The following is a 23,041-nucleotide window of genomic DNA, read 5'->3' as shown; positions in this document are numbered from 1 at the left end:
TATGCGCAATTACGTCATGATTCCCGCCCTGCTGGCCCTGAGTGTCGGCCTTGCCGCCTGCTCCCACGACCCGAACGCCAACCTCGAATCGGCCCGCAGCAATTTCTCGGCGCTGCAGAGCGACCCACAGTCGAGCAAGGTGGCCGCCCTCGAAACCAAGGACGCCCAGGACTGGCTGAACAAAGCCGACAAGGCCTACATGGCGCGTGAGGACAGCAAGAAGGTCGACCAGCTCGCCTACCTCACCAACCAGCGCGTCGAAGTGGCCAAACAGACCATCACCCTGCGCACGGCCGAGGCCGAGCTGAAGAACTCTGCCGCGCAACGCGCCCAGGCCAAGCTCGATGCCCGCGACGCGCAGATCAAGAAGCTGCAGGACAGCCTCAACGCCAAGCAGACCGACCGCGGCACGCTGGTGACCTTCGGCGACGTGCTGTTCGACTTCAACAAGGCCGAACTCAAGAGCAGTGCCTACCCCAACGTCACCAAACTGGCGCAGTTCCTCCAGGAGAACCCGGAGCGCAAGGTGATCGTCGAGGGCTACACCGACAGCGTCGGCTCGGCCAACTACAACCAGAGCCTGTCCGAGCGCCGCGCCGGTGCCGTGCGCATGGCGCTGGTACGTGCCGGGGTGGACCCTGCGCGCATCGTCGCCCAGGGCTACGGCAAGGAGTATCCGGTGGCCGATAACGCCAGCAACTCCGGCCGTGCGCAGAACCGTCGGGTGGAGGTGACCATCTCCAACGACAACCAGCCGGTGATGCCGCGGGCGGTGAGCCAAGTGCAATGAAGGCTGCTGGCTGCATGAAAAAACCCGCCTGATGGCGGGTTTTTTCATGCAGCCACCGACTACGCCGGCATTCGCGGGGCAAGCCCGCTCCCACGGGTAATCTCTGTGGGAGCGGGTTCACCCGCGCAACAGACGACGCGGTGGATGGCACCGGCTTTGCCGGTGTTCGCGGCTAAAGCCGCTCCCACAGGTCCCTGCTGAATCAATAAGTTATGTGGAGTTCCGTGGGAGCGGGCTTGCCCCGCGATGAGGCCACTACCGGAAAATCATCACTGCACCTGCTGCGGGGTCTCCTGCCCCATGCAGCGCACCGCGCGCTTGCGGTTGTCCACCAGCACGCCGGTCAGGCCTTTCTGCGCAGTGTCGAACATCACCAATACGCCATCGATGCACTGGGCCACCTGCGGCGCGGGGTCCAGCGAAACCTTGTAGTCCTCGCCGGGAATGGTCTTGAGCATGGTGAAGTCCTGCAGCAACAGGGCATCTTCAGGCTTGGCGAAATGCAGGTAACCGTAATACCAGAGAGCCCCCACCGTCACGATGATGCTGCCGACGCCGGTCAGGATCAGCGGGATGGCGTTGCGTTCTTCACTCATTGCTTGTTCTTCTCGTCAGGGTAGTTGGGTACTTCGGCCAGGCGGCGCAGGCCGTTGAAATGCGCGGGGTCGTCCAAAAAGCGCAGCATCACCTGGCGCCAGGTCGGGTCGGCGAAGGTCTGCACGTGGCCGCCGCGGGTCAATTGCAGCACCCGCGGAGGCGGTGCGTGCTGGTACAGGCGAATGCCGTTGTCCAGGGGCACCAGCCTGTCATCGATGCTGTGGAAGAACAGCTTCGGCGGGCTGGCCAGTTGTTCGATGGAGCGGATTGCACTGTCGCCGTCGGGCACCAGCCACGACAGCGGCACCTGCAGCGGCCAGGTCATCCACGAGGTACTGAGGGCATAACGCCCCACCGCCCGGTAACTGGCCGGCACACCGTCGAACACCAGCGCATGGAAGCGCTCGCGCTGCTGCGGGTGCGCCGCCAGGTAATGGATGGCCATGGCGCCGCCGAGGCTCTGGCCCAGCAGCACCAATGGCTTGCCCTGCACCTCGGGGGCCCGGTCCAGCCAGGCCATGGCCGCCGCGATGTCTTCATAGACCTCTGGCAAGGTGGGCTTGCCTTGAGACAGGCCATAGCCCCGGTAGTCGATCATCAGCACCTGGTATCCCTGCTTCGGCAGCCAGTAGCTGCCACCCAGGTGGCCCGCCAGGTTGCCGCCGTTGCCATGCAGGTGCAGCACCGTACCCTTGACCTCGACACCGGCCTTGGCCGGCAACCACCAGCCGTGCAGGCGAACGCCGTCAGCGGTGGTCAGGGTGACATCGCGGTAGTCGAGCCTGGCCCGCTCGGGGGTGAACGGCTGACCGGGCTCGGGGTAGAACAGCAGGCTGCTGCAGCCACTCAACAGCAACAGCCCAAGGCCGAAGGCGAGGTGACGGCAGGCGTCAGAGAATGTTCGCGTAGTCGGCTTCAATGCGATCCAGGCTCAGGTGGTTGAGGAAGTTGGAGAAGCACATCCAGGCCGACAGCGCGTTGAGGTCGCGGAACTGCTCCGGGAGGTACTTGGGTGGCTCCACCAAGCCTTCTTCGACCAGCTGGCGCAACGTGCGCATGTCTTCCAGGGTGGTCTTGCCGCAGAACAGCAACGGGATCTGCTCCAGCTTGCCCTTCTTCACGGCCAACTGAATGTAGTTGTAAACCATGATGAAGCCCTTGAGGTAGGACAAGTCCTTGGTGAATGGCAGGCCATTGGGTACCGAGCCGCGGAACACTCGGCTGGCGTTGCTGTAGCTCTGGCCCATCTCGAAGCCCTGGCCACGGAAGAACTCGTAGACCTGCATGAAGTCCGCGCCCTCCTCGACCATGTGAATGGCCCGGGTGCGGTTGGTCAGCTTGCGCAGGCGGCTGGGGTAGGAGGCAAAGGCGATCACTTCCATCAGAATGGCCAGGCCCTCCTGGGTCACCGTGGACGAGGGCGGCCCCTTGGCCAGGAAGGTACAGATCGGCTGGTTCAGGCCATTGAGGGTGGTGCCGACATGCACCAGGCCTTCGTGTACCTCAAGGGCACGTACGTCGCGGTTGTTGAACATGGCGTCGGCGCGCACCTTGATGTAGTCGGCGCCGGCCGCCGCGTCGGCGACGATGCCGTCCGACTCGAATACGCGAATGGTTTCCTCGGCCTCGCCGAACACCTTGTTCAGGCGGCGCTGGAGGATCTCCACCGCCTCCTTCGCCGTGAGGTTCTTCGGCTCGTCCTTGAGGTCGCCACGGCCGTCGATGTTGTTCAGGTAATCCGAGAGCATCAGCCCCAGGTCGGCGAGGGTCGGGTCACCGGCATGGAACGCGTCGGAGGCCGCGCCGTACAGCTCCTGGGATATCAGCCCGAAGTCCTCGGTGCCGCGCGCTTCGAGCATGCGTACCACCATGCGGTACTCCTTGCACATGCGCCGCATGATCTGCCCGACCGGGTTGAACTGGCCAAGCTGGCGGGTGATGTCACGCTCGATGCTCTGGAACTCGGCCTTCACCGCGCTGGAATCGAACGACAAGGGCCGGTTCTGGTAATAGGCACGGTCCACCGCCGGCGGCTCCTTGCCTTTGGCCTTGAGGAAGCCCTGGCGGATGCCGTCATCCCATTTCACCGCATCGAGCACGCGAATAGGGGTTTGCGCGGCCACGATGCGGTCGGACAACGTACGTATGGTCTGCTGGTACTCGTCCACCGGGGACTCCTTTCAAGAACAAGACACCTGAACCGGCCTCTTCGCGGCTAAAGCCGCTCCTACAGGGATATCACAGCCCTGAGGCCTGGCAATACGCCTGTGGGAGCGGCTTTAGCCGCGAAGAGGCCGACACGGTCATTTGCCGGAGCGCTGGAAGCGCGCCACCTCGACGAACAGGTCGGAGTTGGCCGGGTCGTCCAGGTACGCCAGCACGCGCGCCGACGGGCTGTCGATCAGCACACCCTCGCCATTCTCTTCGGGGACTTCGATGCTTCGCCCACTCAGTTCCTTCTTGTCGACGGCCTGCTGCACCTGCTCGACATCGAGGTTGTAGACCACCAGCTCCTTGCCCTCGACGATATCGAAACCGCCAATCAGGAAGTTGCCGCCCAGCCGCTTGGGCACACCGGCCGACATGTACCAGCGGTTGCCATGGCGCGACACCGTGAACACGTACTCTTCAGGGGCCTTGCCCTTGGCGGTCGCCACCGCCTTGTAGGCATCGCCGCCGCTGCGGCTGATGGTAAGTTTCAGTGGCTCGCCCCAGGCGTCCTTGCTGCTCCACTTGCCGAGCAGGGCCTTGGGCGCGGCCTGATTGCTCGGCAGCGGTTCATGGAAAGCCACCAGACAGCCGCCAAGCAAGAGGAATGACACCGTCAACAACACCACACGCCAGGCTTTCATCGGGTTCTCCTTGAGAATTCGTGCGCAGCTCAAGCCGAGGCCAGCACCATCTGCAGGTATCGGACAAGGATAGCGAGCATCTGCTCATCGGCCTGCGCATTCGCGTCCTTGAGCAGGCCCTGATATTCCATCTGCTCGATTATCGCCGTCAACATCTGCGCATCCTGCGCGGGCTGGCGCGAGCCGACCACCTGGAGCATCTGCCGCGCGCCGTGCAGCAGGATCTGCTCATGGGCGCACACCAGTTCGGCCAGGCGCGGGCACAGCAGCGCTTCCTGGCGGAAGGCCTGCTCGGCCATGAGGAAGTCGCGACGGTTGTGCAGCTGGCGGGTCACGTAGTCGGCGGTCATGCGCGCCACCTCGTCGGCCAGGCGCGCCCGCGCCTGCGGGCTGCCATCGCCCTGGGCGAGCAACTGGCGCAGCACGCCCTCGGTGTTGGCCCAGAGCTTGGCCATATACGCAGCGCTGCGTTCGACGTACTGGGCGAAGGTATCGGCCAGCAGGTCCTGGATGTCCTTGAAGTAGTAAGTGGTGGCCGACAGCGGCACGCCGGCCTCGGCGGCCACGGCACGGTGGCGCACACCACGCACGCCGTCGCGCACGACGATGCGCATGGCGGCGTCAAGGATCTGCTGGCGGCGCTGCTCGCTGCCCTGGCGGGCGGTCTTGCGACCCTGGTATTGCACGCTTTCGGCGACGGCGGTGGCGATGCCGGCGGCGCCCTGGTGAGGCATGGCAGGTGTCACGGTGATACCTCATGAAAATGGTTGTTCAGTGCCGGCCTCTTCGCGGCTAAAGCCGCTCCCACAAGTACTGCACGGTCCCTGTAGGAGCGGCTTTAGCCGCTCCCACAAGTACTGCACGGTCCCTGTAGGAGCGGCTTTAGCCGCGAAGACGCCGGTACAGCCAGTACAAGTGTACAGGCAAGAAAAAGCCGCCTCGAAAGGCGGCTTGTTCAGGACACTCAGGCCTGCGGACGCATGTGCGGGAACAGGATCACGTCGCGGATCGACGGCGAGTTGGTCAGCAGCATGACCAGGCGGTCGATACCGATGCCTTCACCGGCGGTCGGCGGCATGCCGTACTCCAGGGCGCGAACGAAGTCGGCGTCGTAGTGCATGGCTTCGTCGTCACCGGCGTCTTTCTCGGCCACCTGGGCCAGGAAGCGCTCGGCTTGGTCTTCGGCGTCGTTGAGCTCGGAGTAGGCGTTGGCGATTTCGCGGCCACCGATGAACAGCTCGAAGCGGTCGGTAACAGCCGGGTTGTCGTCGTTGCGACGGGCCAGCGGCGACACTTCGAACGGGTACTCGGTAATGAAGTGCGGCTGCTCCAGCTTGTGCTCCACCAGCTCTTCGAAAATCATCACCTGCAGCTTGCCCAGGCCTTCGTGGCCGAGCACCTTGGCACCGGCTTTCTTGGCGATGGCGCGGGCCTTGTCGACATCCTGCAGATCGGCAGCGGTCAGCTCTGGGTTGTACTTGAGGATCGAGTCGAACACCGACAGGCGCACGAACGGCTCGCCGAAGTGGAACACCTTGTCGCCGTACGGCACGTCGGTGGAACCCAGTACCAGCTGCGCCAGCTCACGGAACAGTTCCTCGGTGAGGTCCATGTTGTCGCGATAGTCAGCGTAGGCCTGGTAGAACTCGAGCATGGTGAATTCAGGGTTGTGACGAGTCGAAACGCCTTCGTTACGGAAGTTGCGGTTGATCTCGAACACCTTTTCGAAGCCACCGACCACCAGGCGCTTGAGGTACAGCTCCGGGGCGATACGCAGGAACATGGCCATGTCCAGCGCGTTGTGGTGGGTTTCGAACGGCTTGGCCGCGGCGCCGCCGGGGATGGTCTGCAGCATCGGCGTTTCGACTTCGAGGAAGTCACGCTCGATCAGGAATTTGCGGATGTGCGAGATCACCTGCGAGCGCACACGGAAGGTGTGGCGGGTTTCCTCGTTGACCATCAGGTCGACGTAGCGCTGGCGGTAGCGCTGCTCGGTGTCGGTCAGGCCGTGGTGCTTGTCCGGCAGCGGGCGCAGCGACTTGGTCAGCAGGCGCACGTTGGTCATTTCGACGTACAGGTCGCCCTTGCCGGAACGGGCCAGGGTGCCTTCGGCGCTGATGATGTCGCCCAGGTCCCAGGTCTTGACCGCGGCCAGGGTGTCTTCGGACAGGGTCTTGCGGTTGACGTAGACCTGGATGCGACCGGTCATGTCCTGGATCACCATGAACGAGCCACGGTTGAGCATGATGCGGCCAGCCACCTTGACCGGGATCGCGGCTGCTTCCAGCTCTTCCTTGGTCTTGTCCGCGTACTGTTTCTGCAGGTCGTTGCAGTAGCTGTCGCGACGGAAGTCGTTGGGGAAGGCGTTGCCCTTGGCGCGCTCGGCGGCAAGCTTTTCCTTGCGCAGCGCGATCAGGGCGTTTTCTTCCTGTTGCAGGTCTTGCGATTCGGTCTTGAGGTCGCTCATGTCGTCATTCTTTCCATCAGGTGTTCGTTGCCCTCGCGGGTGAGGGATCGCGGGGCAAGCCCGCTCCCACGGGCCTGCCACGGCGTAGATGCTTACAGCCCCTGCTTGAGGCTCGCTTCGAGGTACTGGTCGATATCGCCGTCGAGGACTTTGTTGCAGTCGCTGCGCTCGACGCCGGTACGCAGGTCCTTGATACGCGAGTCATCGAGTACATAGGAGCGGATCTGGTGCCCCCAGCCGATGTCCGACTTGCTGTCTTCCAGGGCTTGCGAGGCGGCGTTGCGCTTCTGCATTTCCAGCTCGTACAACTTGGCCCGCAGCATTTTCATGGCGGTGTCCTTGTTGGCGTGCTGGGAACGTTCGTTCTGGCAGGCCACCACGGTGTTGGTCGGCACGTGGGTGATACGCACCGCCGAGTCGGTGGTGTTGACGTGCTGGCCACCGGCGCCGGAGGAGCGGTAGGTGTCGATACGCAGGTCGGACGGGTTGATCTCGATCTCGACCTTGTCGTCGATCTCGGGCGAGACGAATACCGCCGAGAACGAGGTGTGACGGCGGGCGCCGGAGTCGAACGGGCTCTTGCGCACCAGGCGGTGCACGCCGATCTCGGTGCGCAGCCAGCCGAAGGCGTACTCGCCCTTGATGTGCACGGTGGCGCCCTTGATGCCGGCGACTTCACCTTCGGACAGTTCGATGATGGTGGCGTCGAAACCGCGCTTGTCGGCCCAGCGCAGGTACATGCGCAGCAGGATGTTGGCCCAGTCCTGCGCCTCGGTGCCGCCGGAGCCGGCCTGGATGTCCAGGTAGGCGTTGTTCGGGTCCATCTCGCCGCTGAACATGCGACGGAACTCGAGCTGGGCGAGGGATTCCTCAAGCCCTTGCAGCTCGGTCACGACATCGCTCACGGCGCCTTCGTCAGCTTCCTCGACGGCCATGTCGAGCAGGTCCTTGCAGTCGCCCAGGCCGTTGGACAGTTTGTCCAGGGTCTCGACCACCTGCGCCAGCATGGCACGCTCGCGGCCCAGGGCCTGAGCGTACTCGGGCTTGTTCCAGACGGCGGCGTCTTCCAGCTCGCGGTTTACTTCGACCAGACGATCATGCTTGTGATCGTAGTCAAAGATACCCCCGAATAGACTGGGAACGCTCGGTGAGGTCCTTGATGGTGTTCAGGATCGGTTGGATTTCCATGGGCGGGCAGCTCTCGTGCGAATTCGGTGAAAAGCCCGCGAGTATAACCGAGTCCGCGCCATGACGGCAGACCCGCCGGGCAGGCGTCGCAATCAGCCATGCACGGCCCTTGTAGGAGCGGCCTTGTGCCGCGATGGGCCGCAAGGCGGCCCCGGGATCTCAGTGTCAAAGCCGCTACCGCCGGGACCGCTACGCGCTCCTTTCGCGGCACAAGGCCGCGCCTACAGGGGATGGCGTCAGCGTGAGGGTGTCGCGATCAGGCAATACCTACCTGGTTACGGCCATTGTTCTTGGCCTGGTATAGCCCCTTGTCCGCCGCCGAGATCAACTGCCGGCAATGGCTGCCGACGGCCGGCGTCTGGGTGGCCAGGCCGATGCTTACGGTCAAGTGCGAACCGTGCTCGGGCACAGTATGGTCAATGTTCAAACCCATGATGGTCTGACGCAACTTTTCGGCAATCAGCCGCGCGCCGCCCGGCGAAGTGTTGGGCAGCACCAGGGCAAACTCCTCGCCACCGTAGCGCGCCGGCAAATCACTGGGCCTCGAGCAGCAACCACGAATGGCCTCGGCCACCTGACGCAAGGCCTCATCACCGGCCAGGTGGCCGAAACTGTCGTTGAATGCCTTGAAGTAGTCGACATCGATCATCAGCAGCGACAGTTGCTGCTGCTCGCGAATGGCCCGCCGCCACTCCAGCTCCAGGTATTCGTCGAAGTGGCGGCGGTTGGACAGCCCGGTCAGGCCGTCGGAGTTCATCAGCCGCTGCAGCATCAGGTTGGTGTCCAGCAACTGCTGCTGGCTCACGCGCAGGGCGCGGTAGGCCTCGTCGCGCTGTAGCAAGGTCAGGTACGAGCGCGAGTGGTAACGGATGCGTGCCACCAGCTCGATGGTGTCGGGCAGTTTCACCAGGTAGTCGTTGGCCCCGGCGGCGAAAGCCGCGCTCTTGACCAGCGGATCTTCCTTGGTCGACAGGACGATGATCGGGATGTCCTGGGTGGCCGGGTTGTTGCGGTACTCACGCACCAGGGTCAGGCCATCGAGGCCCGGCATGATCAGGTCCTGGAGGATCACCGTGGGCTTGATCCGCATGGCCTGGGCCACCGCCTGATGCGGGTCGGCGCAGAAATGGAAGTCGATGTTCTCTTCATAGGCCAGGCCACGGCGCACCGCTTCGCCGATCATTGCCTGATCGTCCACCAGCAGGACCATCGCCGCGCCTTCGTTGATGGTCGTGAAACCTTCGATCGGTAGATCAGTCATTGCGGGTCACCCGGTCACGGCCGGCCAGGCGGCGTGCCTCAATACTTGTCGTCATTTCGAAAAGAGTTCCGTCAGTCGCCCGGCGATGCGTTCCAGCGGGCGGATTTCCACTGCGGCGTCGATGGCCGCAGCGGCCTTGGGCATGCCGTATACCGCACTGCTCTGCTGGTCCTGGGCAATGGTCAGAAAACCCTGCTGACGCATCAGCTTCAGGCCCTGGGCACCATCGCGGCCCATGCCGGTGAGCAGTACGCCCACCGCGTCGCCCGACCAGTAGCGCGCCACGCTTTCGAAGAACACGTCGATCGAAGGCCGGTAGATTTCATTGACCGGCTCGGCAGTGTAGGCCAACTGACCGTTGTGCAGCAGGCGGATGTGGTGGTTGGTGCCGGCCAGCAGGACCTGCCCCGGCTGCGGTGGCTCGCCTTCGCGGGCCAGGCGTACCGAGTGGCCGCTCGCCGTGCTGAGCCATTCGGCCATGCCGCCGGCGAATACCTGGTCGACGTGCTGGACCAGCACGATGGCCGCCCCAAAAGCCTTGGGCAGCCCCTTGAGCAACACCTCCAGTGCCGCCGGCCCGCCAGCCGACGAGCCGATGGCCACCAGGCCGCGGCGCTGGGATGCCTCACGCAAGGGCGTACGCACCGGCTGTGGGGCGCTGGGCCGCTGCTGGCCGATCAGCCAGCCGATATTGAGGATCTTGCGCAACAGCGGCGCCGCCGCCTCGCGGGCATCGCCCGCGCCCAGTGCCGGCGTGTCGACCACGTCCAGGGCCCCATGGCCCATGGCCTCGAATACCCGGTGCACGTTCTGCTTGCGGTCGACGGTGACGATGACGATGGCGCAGGGGGTCTCGGCCATGATCCGCCGGGTCGCCTCGACACCGTCCATCACCGGCATGATCAGGTCCATCAGGATCAGGTCCGGGAGCTGTTCGGTACAGCGTTGCACCGCCTCGGCGCCATTGCCGGCGACCCACACCACCTCATGCGCCGGCTCGAAGGCCAGCGCTCGGCGCAGGGCCTCCACAGCCATGGGCATGTCATTGACGATGGCGATCTTCATCCCTGGGCACCTCCGATCAGCTCCTCTACGGCGTCCAGCAACGCATCGTCATGGAAGCTGGCCTTGGCCAGATAATAGTCGGCGCCGGCATCAAGTCCACGGCGCCGGTCTTCTTCCCGGTCCTTGTACGACACCACCATGACCGGCAGCGATTGCAGGCGCTGGTCGCGACGCACCAGGGTGACCAGTTCTATACCGTCCATGCGCGGCATGTCGATATCGGTGATCAGCAAGTCGAAGTCATCGCTGCGCAGGGCGTTCCAGCCATCCATGCCATCCACCGCCACGGCCACTTCGTAGCCGCGGTTGCCCAGCAGCTTACGTTGCAGTTCGCGCACGGTGAGCGAGTCATCGACCACCAGCACGCGCCGGCGCGCAATGCCCCGGCCGTGCTGGCCGCCACGTTCGATGCGCTCCAGGCGACCGGTGCTGAGCAGCTTGTCCACCGAGCGCAGCAGGTCCTCGACATCGATGATCAGCACCACCGAGCCATCGTCGAGCAAGGCGCCGGACGAAATGTCCTGGACCTTGCCCAGGCGCGGGTCGAGCGGCATCACCACCAGCACCCGCTCGCCGATCAGGCGCTCGACGGCCACGCCGTAAAGCTGGTCGCGCTCGCGAATCACCACCACCCGCAGGTTCTGGCCCGCGTCCTGGGTCGCTGGCCGGTTGAGCAACTGGCTGGCGGCGACCAGGCCGATATGCCGGTCCTCGTGCCAGAAATGCTGGCGCCCTTCGATCTGCACGATGCTTTCGGCCGGCACATCGAGGGTGCGCTCGATATGCGCCAGCGGGAAGGCATAGGCCTCGCCGCCCACTTCCACCACCAGGCTACGCACCACCGACAGGGTCAGCGGCACCTCCAGGTGGAAGCAGCAACCCTGCCCGGCCACCTGGGTCAGCTCGATCGAGCCGCGCAGTTCGCGGACCATGTGCTGCACCGCATCCAGGCCAACCCCGCGCCCGGACACTTCGGTGACCGTATCGCGCAGGCTGAAGCCGGGCAGGAAGAGGAAGGTGAGTAGCTCGGCCTCGCTCATCTGCGCCACGGTTTCGGCCGGCGACAGCGCGCGTTCGACGATGCTGCGGCGCAAGCGCTCAAGGTCGATGCCGGCGCCATCGTCGGCCAGTTCCAGAATCAGCAGCCCGGCCTGGTGCGAGGCGCGCAGGCGTACCGTGCCTTCGCCGGGCTTGCCGGCCAGCAGGCGCCTTTCGGGCAGCTCGATGCCATGGTCGACGGCATTGCGCAGCAGGTGGGTCAGCGGCGCTTCGAGCTTTTCCAGCACGTCGCGATCGACCTGGGTCTTCTCGCCTTCGACCAGCAGCCGCACCGGTTTACCCAGGGAGCGCCCCAGGTCGCGCACCATGCGGCTCTGACCGGTCAGCACATCGGCGAACGGGCGCATGCGACAGGCCAGTGCGGTGTCATACAGCAACTGGGCACGCTGGCTGGCCTGCCAGCCGAATTCGTCGAGGTCGGCAGCCTGCTGCAGCAGGATCTGCTGGGTTTCGGCCAGCAGTTGCTGGGTCTGGGCCAGGGCATCGAGTACTTCCGGGCCCTGGCCGCTGTCTTCGAGCTGCGCCTTGAGCCCGTCCAGGGCGCGCATGCCCTGGCCGTGCATGCGTTTGAGGCGCTGCAAGGTCGCCAGATAAGGCTTCAGGCGCTGGGTTTCGACCAACGATTTGCTCGACAGGTCGAGCAGGCTGTTAAGCCGGTCGGCAGTAACCCGCAGCACTCGCTCGCTACCCTCGCCACCGCGCTTGCCGGACCTCGGCCGCACGACCGGCTCGGCTTCGGGTTCGGCGACCGGTTCAGGTTCAGGCTCCATGGTCGGCGGCGGCGCGACCATGGCTGGCGGCGTTGCAGTCGGCAACGGCGGCGCCACCTGGGTGGCCGACGGCGGCGAATCCAGCAGCCCGGCCATCTGGGTGAGGAACACCGGCACCAAACCTTCGCCTGCCGGGTCGCCCGGCGTGGCGATGCGCATCAGCAGGTCGGTCCCTTGCAGCAGCGCGTCGATATGCTCCGGGCGCAACAGCAGGCGGCCCTCCTGCGCAGCCACCAGGCAGTCTTCCATCACATGGGCGACGCTGACGCCGGCGTCGATGCCGACGATCCGTGCCGCGCCCTTGAGCGAATGGGCCGCACGCATGCAGGCCTCGAGCTGGTCAGGCTGGGCGGGGTTGCGCTCCAGTGCCATCAGGCCGGCACTGAGCACCTGGGTCTGGGCTTCTGCCTCCAGGCTGAACAGCTCCAGCAAGGAAGCGTCGCGCATTTGCTCCGGGGTCATGACAGGCTCCGCTTCACGGCTTGCAGAAGGTGTTGTTCATCCAGGACCCGCACGCTGCGGCCCCGCCACTGCAGCACCGCAGCGGTGAAGTGGGCATTGTCGCGGCCCTCCTGCAAGTGCTCAGGGTCCAGCCGGTGGATGCCATCGATTTCTGCCACCGGCACCACCACCGGCCCCCCTTCGGCAGCCAGGATCAGCATGCGCGGCATGACCCGCCCGCTGCGCTCGATGCTGGCCTCGCCCGGCACGTTCAGCAGGTCTGCCAGCGACAGGCACGGCACCAGCGCACCGCGCACGTTGGCCACCCCTTGCAGTACCCGCGAGCGCTGGTGCGGCAACGAATGCACCGGCTGCAGCGGGGCGATCTCGGCGAGGCAGGCCGTGGCCAGCGCCAGCCATTCCTCACCCAGCCGGAACAGCAGCATGGAGCGACCGACTGCGCCCTCGGCCAGCGGCAGTGTTTCGTCCTGTTCGTCGAGCACCTGCGCGTAGCGATCCAGCAAGCGCGTGGCCGCCGCCGCATGCACCTCGCAATTGCGGCAGTGGATGTGCCGCTGCAGCAGCGGGCACTGCTTGTCGCCGTGCACGCCGATGCGGTTCCAACAATCGTCGATGGCCTGGCCATCGTCATGGGCGATCAGTTGCATGTCGTATCCAGCGCTCATCGTTCAGCCTCCCGGCCGGCCCGGGCCGCGCGCTCCTGCAGGCGCCGGGCGCCCGCCTCGTCGCCTTGCGAGGCCAGCAGGGCAGCCAGGTGCATCAGCGCTTCCGGGTGCTGAGGCTGCAGGTACAACGCCTTGCGGTAATGGGTGATGGCCTGCGTGGCATCGCCCTCGGTATCGCTGAGCAGCCCCAGCCAGTAGTAGACCTGCGCCTTAGGTTCGAACAGGCGCAGGTAACGCTCGCAGTCCCCCCGGGCCTGCTGGCTGTCGCCGGCGTTGGCGTGCCGGGCAATGGCCGCCAACAGCTGCGCTTCGTTTTCACGCGGCTCGGCAGCCACTGGGGGGGCCATCAACGGCCTTGCCGGGCGCTGGGGCAGCGCGACCACCTTGGGCAATGGCGGCGCCAACGGGCGCATGGCCGGCAACGGTTTGGTCGGTGGGGCCGGTGCGGGGTCAGCCTGGCGCACATAGGCGAACGACTGGGCGATACCCAGAGGCCGCATGCCCAGGCGCGCCAACAGGCTGCCCTCGGCCGGGCCGATGAACAGCACGCCCTGGGCGTGGGTGAGTTGCTTGAGCACCTCGAACACCCGTTGCTGGGTAGGCACATCGAAATAGATCAACAGGTTGCGGCAGAACACGAAGTCGTACTGGCCGTCACGGGCCTTGAGCGCCGGGTCCAGCACGTTGCCGACTTTCAGGCTGACCTGCCGGCGCACCCGCTCGTCGAGCTGGTGGGCCTCGGCGGTTTCGCTGAAATGCCGCTCGCGAAAGGCCAGTTCGCTGCCACGGAACGAGTTGCGCCCGTACAACGCCTGCTCGGCCTTGGCCACCGAATTGGGGCTGATGTCGATGCCATCGACACCGAAGGCTTGCGCCGCGACCCCGCCATCGAGCAGTGCCATCGCGATGGAATAGGGCTCTTCACCGGTCGAGCACGGCAAGCTGAGGATGCGCAGCGGCCGGGCACCGGCCAGTTCGGCCACGCGCTTGTGGGCCAGGTCCACCAGCGCGGTAAAGGACTCGGGGTAACGGAAGAACCAGGTTTCGGGGACGATGACCGCCTCGATCAGGGCCTGCTGCTCGGCCGTGGACTGTTGCAGGCGCAGCCAGTAGTCGTCCAGGTCGGTGGCCTGCAGGGCAACGCAGCGCTGGCGCAAGGCCCGCTCGATCATCGGCGCCCCGACCGACTCCACGTCCAGGCCGATGCGTTCCTGCAGGAAGCGGAAGAACCGTTGCCCGGTCATGTCGGCACCTGCCCGGCTTCACTGGGGTACAACAGCTGGCGAACCGTGGCCGGCAGCAGGTCGTCGACGCGGATACGCTGCACCAGTCCTTGCGCGTCCTGACGCACCGGCCCCAGGTAAGGGGCCTCGGCGTTGTCCAGGCCATAGGGCTGGAACTCGTCGGGCCGGCAACGCAGGGTCTCGGTGGCCTGCTCCAGGATCAGCCCCAGTTGCAACTCGGGGCGCTGCGGGTCGCCGCGGTAGTGCACCAGCACCAGGCGGGTGCTGCCGCGCGAAACGGCCGGAGCGCCGAAGCTCAACGCCGACACATCGATCACCGGCACCAGCGCGCCACGGTGGGCGAGCACGCCGACCACCCAGGCCGGGGCCTGGGCGATGGGCTTGAGCGGGCGACGCGGCAGTACTTCGATCACTTCGCGCACGTCCAGGGCGAAGCGCTGCGCGGCGATGCGGAACTGCAGGTACAGCGCGCCCTTGGCGGTGGCCGCGCGGTCCTCACGGGGGGACAGGTCGGTCATCGGCGTCAGACTTTGAAACGCGACACACCGCCACGCAGCCCGGCGGCCACCTGGCTCAGCTCGTCGATGGCGAAGCTGGCCTGGCGCAGCGATTCCACGGTCTGGGTGCTGGCGTCGCTGAGCTGGGCCAAGGCCTGGTTGATCTGTTCGGCGCCGGTGGCCTGGGCCTGCATGCCTTCGTTGACCATCAGCACACGCGGCGCCAGGGCCTGCACCTGGTTGATGATCTGGCTGAGCTGTTCGCCCACCTGCTGCACCTCGAACATGCCGCGGCGCACCTCTTCGGAGAACTTGTCCATGCCCATCACCCCGGCCGACACCGCCGACTGGATCTCGCGCACCATCTGTTCGATGTCGTAGGTGGCCACGGCAGTCTGGTCGGCCAGGCGGCGCACTTCGGTGGCCACCACGGCGAAGCCGCGGCCGTACTCGCCGGCCTTTTCCGCTTCGATGGCGGCATTGAGCGACAGCAGGTTGGTCTGGTCGGCGACCTTGACGATGGTCACCACCATCTGGGTGATGTTGCTGGCTTTCTCGTTGAGGATCGCCAGCTTGGCGTTGACCAGGTCGGCGGCGCCCATCACCTGGTGCATGGTCTCTTCCATGCGCGCCAGGCCCTGCTGGCCGGCACCGGCCAGGCTCGAGGCCTGGTCGGCCGACGAAGTGACTTCGGTCATGGTGCGCACCAGGTCACGGGAGGTGGCGGCGATCTCGCGCGAGGTGGCGCCGATCTCGGTGGTGGTGGCGGCGGTTTCGGTGGCGGTCGCCTGCTGCTGCTTGGAAGTGGCGGCAATTTCGGTGACCGAGGTGGTCACCTGCACCGACGAGCGCTGGGCCTGCGACACCAGGCCGGCCAGCGATTCGGCCATCTCGTTGAAGCCGCCTTCGATGGCGCCGAATTCGTCCTTGCGGTCCAGGCTCAGGCGCATGCTCAGGTCGCCCGAACGCAGGCGGTCGAGGGCATGCACGATGCGTTGCATGGGCGCGCTGATCGCGCGCATCAGCAGCAGGCCGCAGATACCGGCGGCGACGATCGCCAGCAGCAGCGAGACGATCATGCTGCCCTTGGCGGTGTTCACCGCGCTGACAATGTCGTTGGTGGCGGCATCGGCCGATTCGCGGTTGCGCTCGATCACCCCGTTCAGGTGCTTGCGCCCATCCACCCAGGCCGGGGTGAGCACTTCGGCGATCAGGCGCTGGGCTTCGACGTAGTTCTTTTGCCGGTAGGTCTCCAGCACCTGGTCGACGATCTTCACGTAGCCTTCCTCGAGGCGGGTGAAGTCGTCGAAGGCGGTCTGGTCGGCGGGGTCGCGAATGGTGGCCTGGTAGCTGGCCATGTGCTGCTTGAGGCGGTCATCGAAGCTCTTGAACAGCTCCATGTCGGCCGAGGTGATTTCGCGGTGGTTCGACAGCCCCACCAACTGCTGGCTGGTGACGTAGCTGTCGACCCAGGCACTGCGAATCATCGAGCTGTAATAGACGCCGGGAATGCTGTCGGACCCCACCGCTTCCTCACTGGATTCGATCGCCACCAGCCGCGAGTAGGCGGCCACGATCATCAGCAGCATGATGGCGATGATCACGGCGAAACTTGCCAGGATCCGTTGGCGCAAGGTCCAGTTCTTCAACATTCAGCCCTCAGGAATTCGATACGAGCGGGAAAAATCGCCGAAGTATAGCCCAGGCGTCTTACGCATTTGCGGCTGAATGCTGCTGTATTCAGGCCTCCTTGCCTATTGATGTGGCCATTTGCTCGTTCACTGGCCTGCGGCAAGCCTGACCTGGCTCTCCAACTCCTGGCGCAACGCCGGGTCCAGGCGCAGCTGGCGCGCCAGTTCGTCGAGGTAGGCGCGCTCCATGAAGTTCTCCTGGTCGACCATCATCACGCTGGCCAGGTACATCTCGGCGGCCATTTCCGGGGTTTGCGCGGCGCGGGCCACCTCGGCAGGGTCCAGCGGCTTGTTCAGCTCGGCATGCAGCCAGTGCTGCAGCTCGCGGTCGCTGTCCAGGCGGGTGAATTCGCCTTCGATCAAGGCCCGCTCGCGTTCGTCGATATGGCCATCGGACTTGGCCGCCGCCACCAGTGCCCGCAACACCGCCTGGCTGTGCTGCTCGGCCTGGGCCGGGGGCAGGCGGTCCAGCGTCTGTGGCGGCTGGTCGCCTGCACCCTGGCGCGCCTGCCAGTTGCCATAGGCCTTGTAGGCCAGCACCCCGAGCGCGGCCAGGCCACCGTAGGTGAGCGCCTTGCCGCCATATTTGCGGGCCTTCTTGTTACCCAGCAGCAAACCCATGGCGCCGGCCGCCAGGGCACCACCGCCGGCACCGGAAAGCAGGCTGCCCAGCCCGCCGTTGCCTGCAGGTTTGTGCCCCGAGCCTTTGCTGGCCTGGCTGTTGAGCAGCTCCTGGCCGGACTTGAGCAGTTGGTCGAGCAGACCTCGGGTATTCATCTGGCGTGCCTCCACGTGTACGAAAAAGTGGCCACCAGAGTAGGACGGCGCAAGGGTTTCTCCACCTGTGCAAATGCTTCCGGATGTTGCATCAGCGATTGATAAAAGCGATCTAGACTCGACTCAGTCGCTAAAAATCATAAGCAGTCAGCCACCTGACCGCCGCTTTGCTTGACGTCTGCCCCGACCACAATTGCCAACAAGAGGGAACATCATGTCAGTGCACAAGACCGTTTTGCTCGGCGCCCTGCTCGCCAGTGCCGGCGCCCAGGCCGCCGGGCTGCCGCAGAAGCTCGGTGCCGGCGAGGGGCAACTGGACATCATCGCCTGGCCCGGCTACATCGAACGCGGTGAAAGCGACAAGGCCTACGACTGGGTCACCGGCTTCGAGAAGGAAACCGGCTGCAAGGTCAGCGTGAAGACCGCCGCCACCTCCGATGAGATGGTCAGCCTGATGACCAAGGGCGGCTATGACCTGGTGACCGCCTCGGGCGATGCCTCGCTGCGGCTGATCGCCGGCAAGCGGGTGCAGCCGATCAACACCGCGCTGATCCCCAACTGGAAGAACCTCGACCCGCGCCTGCACAACGGCGCCTGGTACGTGGTCAAGGACCAGGTGTATGGCACGCCCTACCAGTGGGGCCCGAACGTGCTGCTGTACAACACCAACGTGTTCAAGCAACCACCCACCAGCTGGAGCGTGGTGTTCGAACCGCAGAACCTGCCCGACGGCAAACCCAACAAGGGCCGCGTGCAGGCTTACGACGGGCCGATCTACATCGCCGACGCGGCGCTCTATCTCAAGTCCGCCAAGCCTGAGCTGGGTATCCAGAACCCTTACGAACTCACCGAGGCGCAGTACAAGGCGGTACTCGACCTGTTGCGCCAGCAGCAGCCGCTGATCCACCGCTACTGGCACGACGCGACCGTGCAGATGAGCGACGTGAAGAACGAGGGCGTGGCCGCCACCAGTTCGTGGGGCTACATGGTCAACGGGCTGCAGGCCGACAAGCAGCCGGTGGCCTCGGTGGTGCCGAAGGAAGGCGCCACCGGCTGGGCCGACACCACCATGCTGCACAGCGAGGCCAAGCACCCCAATTGCGCCTACAAATGGATGGACTGGTCGCTGCAGCCCAAGGTGCAGGGCGACGTGGCGGCCTGGTTCGGCTCGTTGCCGGCGGTGCCGGCGGCCTGTACCGGCAGCGAATTGCTGGGGGCCGAGGGCTGCAAGACCAATGGCTTCGACAATTTCGACAAGATCGCCTTCTGGAAAACCCCGCAGGCCGAGGGCGGCAAGTTCGTGCCCTATAGCCGCTGGACCCAGGACTACATCGCGATCATGGGCGGGCGGTAAGGGCCATCGCGGGGCAAGCCCGCTCCCACGGTGATTCCGTGGGAGCGGGCTTGCCCCGCGATCAGCAATAACCCAAGTGGAGCCCCAGCATGCCCCTAGCCGTACAGTTCACCCAGGTTTCCCGCACCTTCGGCGAGGTCAAGGCCGTCGACCAGGTCAGCATCGACATCGAGGACGGCGAGTTCTTCTCCATGCTCGGCCCTTCGGGTTCGGGCAAGACCACCTGCCTGCGCCTGATCGCCGGCTTCGAGCAACCCAGCAGCGGCTCGATCCGCATCCACGGCAGCGAAGCCGCCGGGCTGCCGCCGTACCAGCGCGATGTCAACACCGTGTTCCAGGACTACGCACTGTTCCCCCACATGAACGTGCGCGACAACGTCGCTTATGGCCTGAAAGTCAAAGGCGTGGCCAAGGCCGAACGCCATGCCCGCGCCGACGAGGCGCTGGCCATGGTCGCCCTGGACGGCTACGGCGCACGCAAGCCGGCGCAGCTGTCCGGTGGCCAGCGCCAGCGCGTCGCCCTGGCCCGCGCCCTGGTCAACCGGCCGCGGGTGCTGCTGCTCGATGAACCGCTCGGTGCCCTCGACCTCAAGTTACGCGAGCAGATGCAGGGCGAGCTGAAAAAGCTGCAGCGCCAGCTGGGCATCACCTTCATCTTCGTCACCCACGACCAGACCGAGGCATTGTCGATGTCCGACCGGGTGGCCGTGTTCAACCGCGGGCGCATCGAACAGGTCGACACGCCCCGCAACCTGTACATGCAGCCGGCGACCACCTTCGTCGCCGAGTTCGTCGGCACCTCCAACGTGCTGCGCGGTGAACTGGCGCAACAGCTCAATGGCAGCGCATCGCCCTTCTCCATCCGCCCCGAGCACATCCGCCTCGATGGCCAGCCGGCCAGCGGTGACGTGCAGGTCGGCGGGGTGCTGCACGACATCCAGTACCAGGGCAGCGCCACCCGTTTCGAGGTGAAGCTGGACGGCGGCCAAATGCTCGCCGTAAGCCAGGCCAACGACCGCTGGCAGGCACAGGCGCACCACTGGCAGGCCGGCCAGCGCGTGCAGGCCAGCTGGCCGCGCGAGGCGATGACCGCGTTGCGGGAAACCCAGCCATGAGCCTGGCCGCTGACAAAGCAACGGGTTTCACGCCGCTACGGCGCCTGAGCGACCTGCTGTACCGGCGCCCCAACCTGTACCTGCTGATGCTGCTGATCCCGCCGTTGCTGTGGTTCGGCGCGATCTACCTGGGCTCGTTGCTGAACCTGTTGTGGCAAGGTTTCTACACCTTCGACGACTTCACCATGGCGGTGACGCCGGACCTGACCCTGGCCAACTTCGCCGCGCTGTTCAACCCGGCCAACTTCGACATCATCCTGCGCACCCTGAGCATGGCCGTGGCGGTGTCGCTGGCCAGTGCCGTGCTGGCCTTTCCCATCGCCTACTACATGGCGCGCTACACCACCGGCCGCACCAAGGCGTTCTTCTACATCGCGGTGATGATGCCGATGTGGGCCAGCTACATCGTCAAGACCTACGCCTGGACCCTGCTGCTGGCCAAGGGCGGCGTGGCCCAGTGGTTCATCCAGCAGTTGCACCTGCAGCCGCTGTTGCAGCTGGTGCTGGACATCCCCGGCGTGGGCGGCAGCACCCTGTCGACCTCGCACCTGGGGCGCTTTCTGGTGTTCGTCTACATCTGGCTGCCGTTCATGATCTTGCCGATCCAGGCCGCGCTGGAGCGCCTGCCGCCTTCCCTGCTGCAAGCCTCGGCCGACCTCGGCGCCAAACCTAGGCAGACGTTCATGCAGGTGATCCTGCCGCTGTCGGTGCCGGGCATCGCCGCCGGTTCGATCTTCACGTTCTCGCTGACCCTGGGCGACTTCATCGTGCCGCAACTGATCGGCCCGCCCGGTTATTTCATCGGCAGCATGGTGTATGCCCAGCAAGGGGCGATCGGCAACATGCCCATGGCGGCGGCCTTTACCCTGGTGCCGATCGTGCTGATCGCGGCGTACCTGTCCATCGTCAAACGCCTGGGGGCCTTCGATGCACTCTGAAAAAGCCTCGATGGGCCTGCGCCTGGCGGCCTGGGGCGGGCTGGTGTTCCTGCACTTCCCGATCCTGATCATCCTGCTCTATGCCTTCAACACCGAAGACGCGGCATTCAGCTTCCCGCCCAAGGGCTTCACGCTGAAGTGGTTCGCCGTGGCCCTCGCCCGCCCCGACGTGCTCGAAGCGATCAAGCTGTCATTGCAGGTGGCCTGCCTGGCCACGCTGATCGCCCTGGTGCTTGGCACCCTGGCTTCGGCGGCGCTGTACCGACGCAGCTTTTTCGGCAAGGAAAGCATCTCGCTGATGCTGATCCTGCCGATCGCCCTGCCCGGCATCATCACCGGTATCGCCCTGCTCTCGGCGTTCAAGCGCCTAGGCATAGAACCTGGGCTGTTCACCATCGTCGTCGGCCACGCCACGTTCTGCGTGGTGATCGTATACAACAACGTCATCGCCCGCCTGCGCCGTACTTCGCAGAGCCTGATCGAAGCCTCGATGGACCTCGGCGCCGACGGCTGGCAGACCTTCCGCTACATCATCCTGCCCAATCTGGGCTCGGCATTGCTGGCCGGCGGCATGCTGGCCTTCGCCCTGTCGTTCGACGAAATCATCGTCACCACCTTCACCGCCGGCAACGAGCGCACATTGCCGATCTGGCTGCTCAACCAACTCAGCCGCCCGCGCGACGTGCCGGTGACCAACGTGGTCGCCATGCTGGTGATGCTGGTGACCATGCTGCCGATCCTCGGCGCCTATTACCTGACCCGTGGCGGTGAAAGCGTCGCGGGCAGCGGCAAATGACCCTGGAGGAGTCCCCGATGCAAACCCGAATGCTGATCAACGGCCAGCTTGTCGCTGGCGAAGGGCCGGCCTGGACCGTGCTCGACCCGGCCAAGGGCACTGCCCTGGCACAGATCAACGAAGCCACCGAGGCCCAGGTCGACAGTGCTGTGCGCGCCGCCGACAAGGCGTTCGACGGCTGGTCGCAGACCACGCCGAAAGAGCGCTCCACCGCGCTGCTGGCCATTGCCGACGTCATCGAACAGCACGGCGAGGCGCTGGCCAGGCTGGAATCGGACAACTGCGGCAAGCCTTACGCTGCCGCACTCAACGACGAGATCCCGGCCATCGCCGACGTGTTCCGTTACTTCGCCGGCGCGGCGCGCTGCCTGGGTGGCTCGGCGGCGGGCGAGTACCTGCCCGGGCACACCTCGATGATCCGCCGTGACCCGCTGGGTGTGGTGGCGTCCATCGCGCCATGGAACTACCCACTGATGATGCTGGCGTGGAAGATCGCCCCGGCGTTGGCCGCCGGCAACACCGTCGTGATCAAACCTTCGGAGCTGACCCCGCTGACCGCCCTGCACCTGGGTGAGCTGATTCAAGGCCTGCTGCCGCCCGGCGTGCTCAACATCCTGTTCGGCCGCGGCCAGACCGTCGGCAACCCGCTGGTCACTCACCCCAAGGTGCGCATGGTATCGCTGACCGGCTCCATCCCCACCGGCGCGCACATCATCGGCGCCACCGCCGACAGCGTGAAGCGCATGCACATGGAACTGGGCGGCAAGGCCCCGGTGATCGTGTTCGACGATGCCGACATCGATGCCGCTATCGAAGGCATTCGCACCTTCGGCTTCTACAACGCCGGGCAGGACTGCACCGCGGCCTGCCGCCTGTACGTGCAGGACGGCATCTACGAGCGCTTTGTCGAACGCCTGGGCGAGGCGGTGGCCAGCCTCAAGCACGGCCTGCAGAGCGATCCGGCCACCGAACTCGGCCCGTTGATCAGCGCCCAGCACCGCGACAAGGTCGCCGGGCTGGTGCAACGTGCGATTGCCCAGCCGCATATCCGACTGGTCACCGGCGGCAAGGCCGTGCCGGGAGACGGGTTCTTCTTCGAACCCACCGTGCTGGCCGACACGCTGCAGGACGACGAGATCGTCCGTCATGAAGTATTCGGGCCGGTGGTGTCGGTGACTCGCTTCAGCGACGAGGCCCAGGCGCTGGAATGGGCCAACGACTCCGAATACGGCCTGGCTTCGTCGGTATGGACCCGCGACAGCGGTCGCGCCCACCGCCTGGCTGCGCGGCTGCATTACGGCTGCACCTGGGTGAACACCCACTTCATGCTGGTCAGCGAGATGCCCCATGGTGGGCAGAAGCATTCGGGGTACGGGAAGGATATGTCGATGTACGGGCTGGAGGACTACACCTGTGTGCGGCATGTGATGTTCAAGCATTGATGCACGGATGA

Annotated in this window: 21 protein-coding genes; 6 read left to right on the top strand and 15 right to left on the bottom strand. The window is 65.4% G+C overall.

The window, feature by feature from the left end:
• Window position 1 precedes the first annotated feature (1 nt).
• The gene (gene lptF, locus DM373_RS21730; RefSeq protein WP_110995536.1) at window positions 2–790 is read left to right on the top strand and encodes a lipotoxin F family OmpA-related lipoprotein LptF; all 789 of its coding nucleotides are present in this window, start codon (window positions 2–4) and stop codon (window positions 788–790) included.
• Window positions 791–1,059: 269 nt separating this feature from the next.
• Here lptF and DM373_RS21725 read toward each other — a convergent pair whose 3' ends face one another.
• The 15 genes from DM373_RS21725 to DM373_RS21655 all read right to left on the bottom strand — a co-directional run bounded on the left by DM373_RS21725 (window position 1,060) and on the right by DM373_RS21655 (window position 17,385).
• Window positions 1,060–1,386: a PA3694 family proteiin gene (locus DM373_RS21725; protein ID WP_110995535.1), complete on the bottom strand. Its 327-nt coding sequence runs from the start codon at window positions 1,384–1,386 to the stop codon at window positions 1,060–1,062.
• Window positions 1,383–2,306: an alpha/beta hydrolase gene (locus DM373_RS21720; protein WP_110995534.1), complete on the bottom strand. Its 924-nt coding sequence runs from the start codon at window positions 2,304–2,306 to the stop codon at window positions 1,383–1,385. Before DM373_RS21720 ends, DM373_RS21725 begins: the two co-directional genes overlap by 4 nt.
• On the bottom strand, window positions 2,278–3,555 hold the full coding sequence (locus DM373_RS21715) for a flavohemoglobin expression-modulating QEGLA motif protein (RefSeq protein WP_110995533.1): 1,278 nt from the start codon (window positions 3,553–3,555) through the stop codon (window positions 2,278–2,280). The genes DM373_RS21720 and DM373_RS21715 overlap by 29 nt, the downstream gene beginning before the upstream one ends.
• A gap of 135 nt (window positions 3,556–3,690) precedes the next feature.
• The gene (locus DM373_RS21710) at window positions 3,691–4,239 is read right to left on the bottom strand and encodes a hypothetical protein (RefSeq protein WP_110995532.1); all 549 of its coding nucleotides are present in this window, start codon (window positions 4,237–4,239) and stop codon (window positions 3,691–3,693) included.
• A 29-nt stretch (window positions 4,240–4,268) separates the two neighbouring features.
• Window positions 4,269–4,973, bottom strand: a complete 705-nt coding sequence (locus DM373_RS21705) for a TetR/AcrR family transcriptional regulator (RefSeq protein ID WP_110995531.1) — start codon at window positions 4,971–4,973, stop codon at window positions 4,269–4,271.
• 230 nt (window positions 4,974–5,203) lie between these two features.
• Window positions 5,204–6,706, bottom strand: coding sequence for a lysine--tRNA ligase (gene lysS / locus DM373_RS21700; RefSeq protein ID WP_110995530.1), 1,503 nt, complete (start codon window positions 6,704–6,706; stop codon window positions 5,204–5,206).
• Window positions 6,707–6,798: 92 nt separating this feature from the next.
• Window positions 6,799–7,894 (bottom strand): peptide chain release factor 2 gene (gene prfB, locus DM373_RS21695; RefSeq protein ID WP_110995529.1). Its coding sequence is split into 2 segments (ribosomal slippage): window positions 6,799–7,821 and window positions 7,823–7,894, totalling 1,095 coding nucleotides; the frame shifts between segments, so codons are not numbered across the junction.
• 256 nt (window positions 7,895–8,150) lie between these two features.
• Window positions 8,151–9,155 carry a response regulator gene (locus DM373_RS21690; protein WP_110995528.1) on the bottom strand — a complete coding sequence of 335 codons (1,005 nt, stop codon included), beginning with the start codon at window positions 9,153–9,155 and terminating at the stop codon, window positions 8,151–8,153.
• A gap of 51 nt (window positions 9,156–9,206) precedes the next feature.
• A complete protein-coding gene (gene cheB, locus DM373_RS21685; protein ID WP_110995527.1) occupies window positions 9,207–10,220 on the bottom strand; it encodes a chemotaxis response regulator protein-glutamate methylesterase in 1,014 nt (337 codons plus the stop codon).
• Window positions 10,217–12,511 (bottom strand): hybrid sensor histidine kinase/response regulator, encoded by a 2,295-nt coding sequence (locus DM373_RS21680; RefSeq protein WP_110995526.1) that lies wholly within the window; start codon window positions 12,509–12,511, stop codon window positions 10,217–10,219. Before DM373_RS21680 ends, cheB begins: the two co-directional genes overlap by 4 nt.
• Window positions 12,508–13,176: a chemotaxis protein CheW gene (locus DM373_RS21675; RefSeq protein WP_110995525.1), complete on the bottom strand. Its 669-nt coding sequence runs from the start codon at window positions 13,174–13,176 to the stop codon at window positions 12,508–12,510. The genes DM373_RS21680 and DM373_RS21675 overlap by 4 nt, the downstream gene beginning before the upstream one ends.
• Window positions 13,173–14,420 (bottom strand): CheR family methyltransferase, encoded by a 1,248-nt coding sequence (locus DM373_RS21670; protein ID WP_110995524.1) that lies wholly within the window; start codon window positions 14,418–14,420, stop codon window positions 13,173–13,175. Before DM373_RS21670 ends, DM373_RS21675 begins: the two co-directional genes overlap by 4 nt.
• On the bottom strand, window positions 14,417–14,938 hold the full coding sequence (locus tag DM373_RS21665; RefSeq protein WP_110995523.1) for a chemotaxis protein CheW: 522 nt from the start codon (window positions 14,936–14,938) through the stop codon (window positions 14,417–14,419). Before DM373_RS21665 ends, DM373_RS21670 begins: the two co-directional genes overlap by 4 nt.
• Before the next feature lie 5 nt (window positions 14,939–14,943).
• On the bottom strand, window positions 14,944–16,566 hold the full coding sequence (locus DM373_RS21660; RefSeq protein ID WP_110995546.1) for a methyl-accepting chemotaxis protein: 1,623 nt from the start codon (window positions 16,564–16,566) through the stop codon (window positions 14,944–14,946).
• 129 nt (window positions 16,567–16,695) lie between these two features.
• Entirely contained in the window at window positions 16,696–17,385 is a 690-nt protein-coding gene (locus DM373_RS21655) for a tellurite resistance TerB family protein (protein WP_110995522.1), read from the bottom strand.
• Between the two features lie 214 nt (window positions 17,386–17,599).
• Here DM373_RS21655 and ydcS point away from each other — a divergent pair, with 214 nt between their 5' ends.
• The 5 genes from ydcS (at window position 17,600) to DM373_RS21630 (ending at window position 23,030) form a co-directional block, all read left to right on the top strand.
• Window positions 17,600–18,739, top strand: coding sequence for a putative ABC transporter substrate-binding protein YdcS (gene ydcS, locus DM373_RS21650; RefSeq protein ID WP_110995521.1), 1,140 nt, complete (start codon window positions 17,600–17,602; stop codon window positions 18,737–18,739).
• 89 nt (window positions 18,740–18,828) lie between these two features.
• Window positions 18,829–19,854 (top strand): ABC transporter ATP-binding protein, encoded by a 1,026-nt coding sequence (locus DM373_RS21645; RefSeq protein WP_110995520.1) that lies wholly within the window; start codon window positions 18,829–18,831, stop codon window positions 19,852–19,854.
• Window positions 19,851–20,792, top strand: a complete 942-nt coding sequence (locus tag DM373_RS21640) for an ABC transporter permease (RefSeq protein ID WP_110995519.1) — start codon at window positions 19,851–19,853, stop codon at window positions 20,790–20,792. Before DM373_RS21645 ends, DM373_RS21640 begins: the two co-directional genes overlap by 4 nt.
• Window positions 20,782–21,588 carry an ABC transporter permease gene (locus tag DM373_RS21635; protein ID WP_110995518.1) on the top strand — a complete coding sequence of 269 codons (807 nt, stop codon included), beginning with the start codon at window positions 20,782–20,784 and terminating at the stop codon, window positions 21,586–21,588. The genes DM373_RS21640 and DM373_RS21635 overlap by 11 nt, the downstream gene beginning before the upstream one ends.
• A 17-nt stretch (window positions 21,589–21,605) precedes the next feature.
• Complete coding sequence (locus DM373_RS21630; RefSeq protein ID WP_110995517.1) at window positions 21,606–23,030, top strand: gamma-aminobutyraldehyde dehydrogenase; 1,425 nt, start codon at window positions 21,606–21,608, stop codon at window positions 23,028–23,030.
• The last annotated feature ends 11 nt before the right edge of the window (window positions 23,031–23,041 follow it).

Source organism: Pseudomonas sichuanensis, from assembly GCF_003231305.1.
Lineage (GTDB): Bacteria > Pseudomonadota > Gammaproteobacteria > Pseudomonadales > Pseudomonadaceae > Aquipseudomonas > Aquipseudomonas sichuanensis.
This window is presented reverse-complemented; position numbering and strand designations above follow the sequence as displayed.

What these genes read in the sequence shown, in the direction of transcription:
- DM373_RS21655 (WP_110995522.1), bottom strand. Translation starts at nt 17,385, where the DNA reads ATGAATACCCGAGGTCTGCTCGACCAACTGCTCAAGTCCGGCCAGGAG.
- DM373_RS21645 (WP_110995520.1), top strand. Translation starts at nt 18,829, where the DNA reads ATGCCCCTAGCCGTACAGTTCACCCAGGTTTCCCGCACCTTCGGCGAG.
- DM373_RS21690 (WP_110995528.1), bottom strand. Translation starts at nt 9,155, where the DNA reads ATGACTGATCTACCGATCGAAGGTTTCACGACCATCAACGAAGGCGCG.
- ydcS (WP_110995521.1), top strand. Translation starts at nt 17,600, where the DNA reads ATGTCAGTGCACAAGACCGTTTTGCTCGGCGCCCTGCTCGCCAGTGCC.
- lptF (WP_110995536.1), top strand. Translation starts at nt 2, where the DNA reads ATGCGCAATTACGTCATGATTCCCGCCCTGCTGGCCCTGAGTGTCGGC.
- DM373_RS21665 (WP_110995523.1), bottom strand. Translation starts at nt 14,938, where the DNA reads ATGACCGACCTGTCCCCCCGTGAGGACCGCGCGGCCACCGCCAAGGGC.
- DM373_RS21675 (WP_110995525.1), bottom strand. Translation starts at nt 13,176, where the DNA reads ATGAGCGCTGGATACGACATGCAACTGATCGCCCATGACGATGGCCAG.
- DM373_RS21705 (WP_110995531.1), bottom strand. Translation starts at nt 4,973, where the DNA reads ATGCCTCACCAGGGCGCCGCCGGCATCGCCACCGCCGTCGCCGAAAGC.
- cheB (WP_110995527.1), bottom strand. Translation starts at nt 10,220, where the DNA reads ATGAAGATCGCCATCGTCAATGACATGCCCATGGCTGTGGAGGCCCTG.
- DM373_RS21710 (WP_110995532.1), bottom strand. Translation starts at nt 4,239, where the DNA reads ATGAAAGCCTGGCGTGTGGTGTTGTTGACGGTGTCATTCCTCTTGCTT.
- DM373_RS21670 (WP_110995524.1), bottom strand. Translation starts at nt 14,420, where the DNA reads ATGACCGGGCAACGGTTCTTCCGCTTCCTGCAGGAACGCATCGGCCTG.
- DM373_RS21680 (WP_110995526.1), bottom strand. Translation starts at nt 12,511, where the DNA reads ATGACCCCGGAGCAAATGCGCGACGCTTCCTTGCTGGAGCTGTTCAGC.
- DM373_RS21640 (WP_110995519.1), top strand. Translation starts at nt 19,851, where the DNA reads ATGAGCCTGGCCGCTGACAAAGCAACGGGTTTCACGCCGCTACGGCGC.
- DM373_RS21635 (WP_110995518.1), top strand. Translation starts at nt 20,782, where the DNA reads ATGCACTCTGAAAAAGCCTCGATGGGCCTGCGCCTGGCGGCCTGGGGC.
- DM373_RS21725 (WP_110995535.1), bottom strand. Translation starts at nt 1,386, where the DNA reads ATGAGTGAAGAACGCAACGCCATCCCGCTGATCCTGACCGGCGTCGGC.
- lysS (WP_110995530.1), bottom strand. Translation starts at nt 6,706, where the DNA reads ATGAGCGACCTCAAGACCGAATCGCAAGACCTGCAACAGGAAGAAAAC.
- DM373_RS21630 (WP_110995517.1), top strand. Translation starts at nt 21,606, where the DNA reads ATGCAAACCCGAATGCTGATCAACGGCCAGCTTGTCGCTGGCGAAGGG.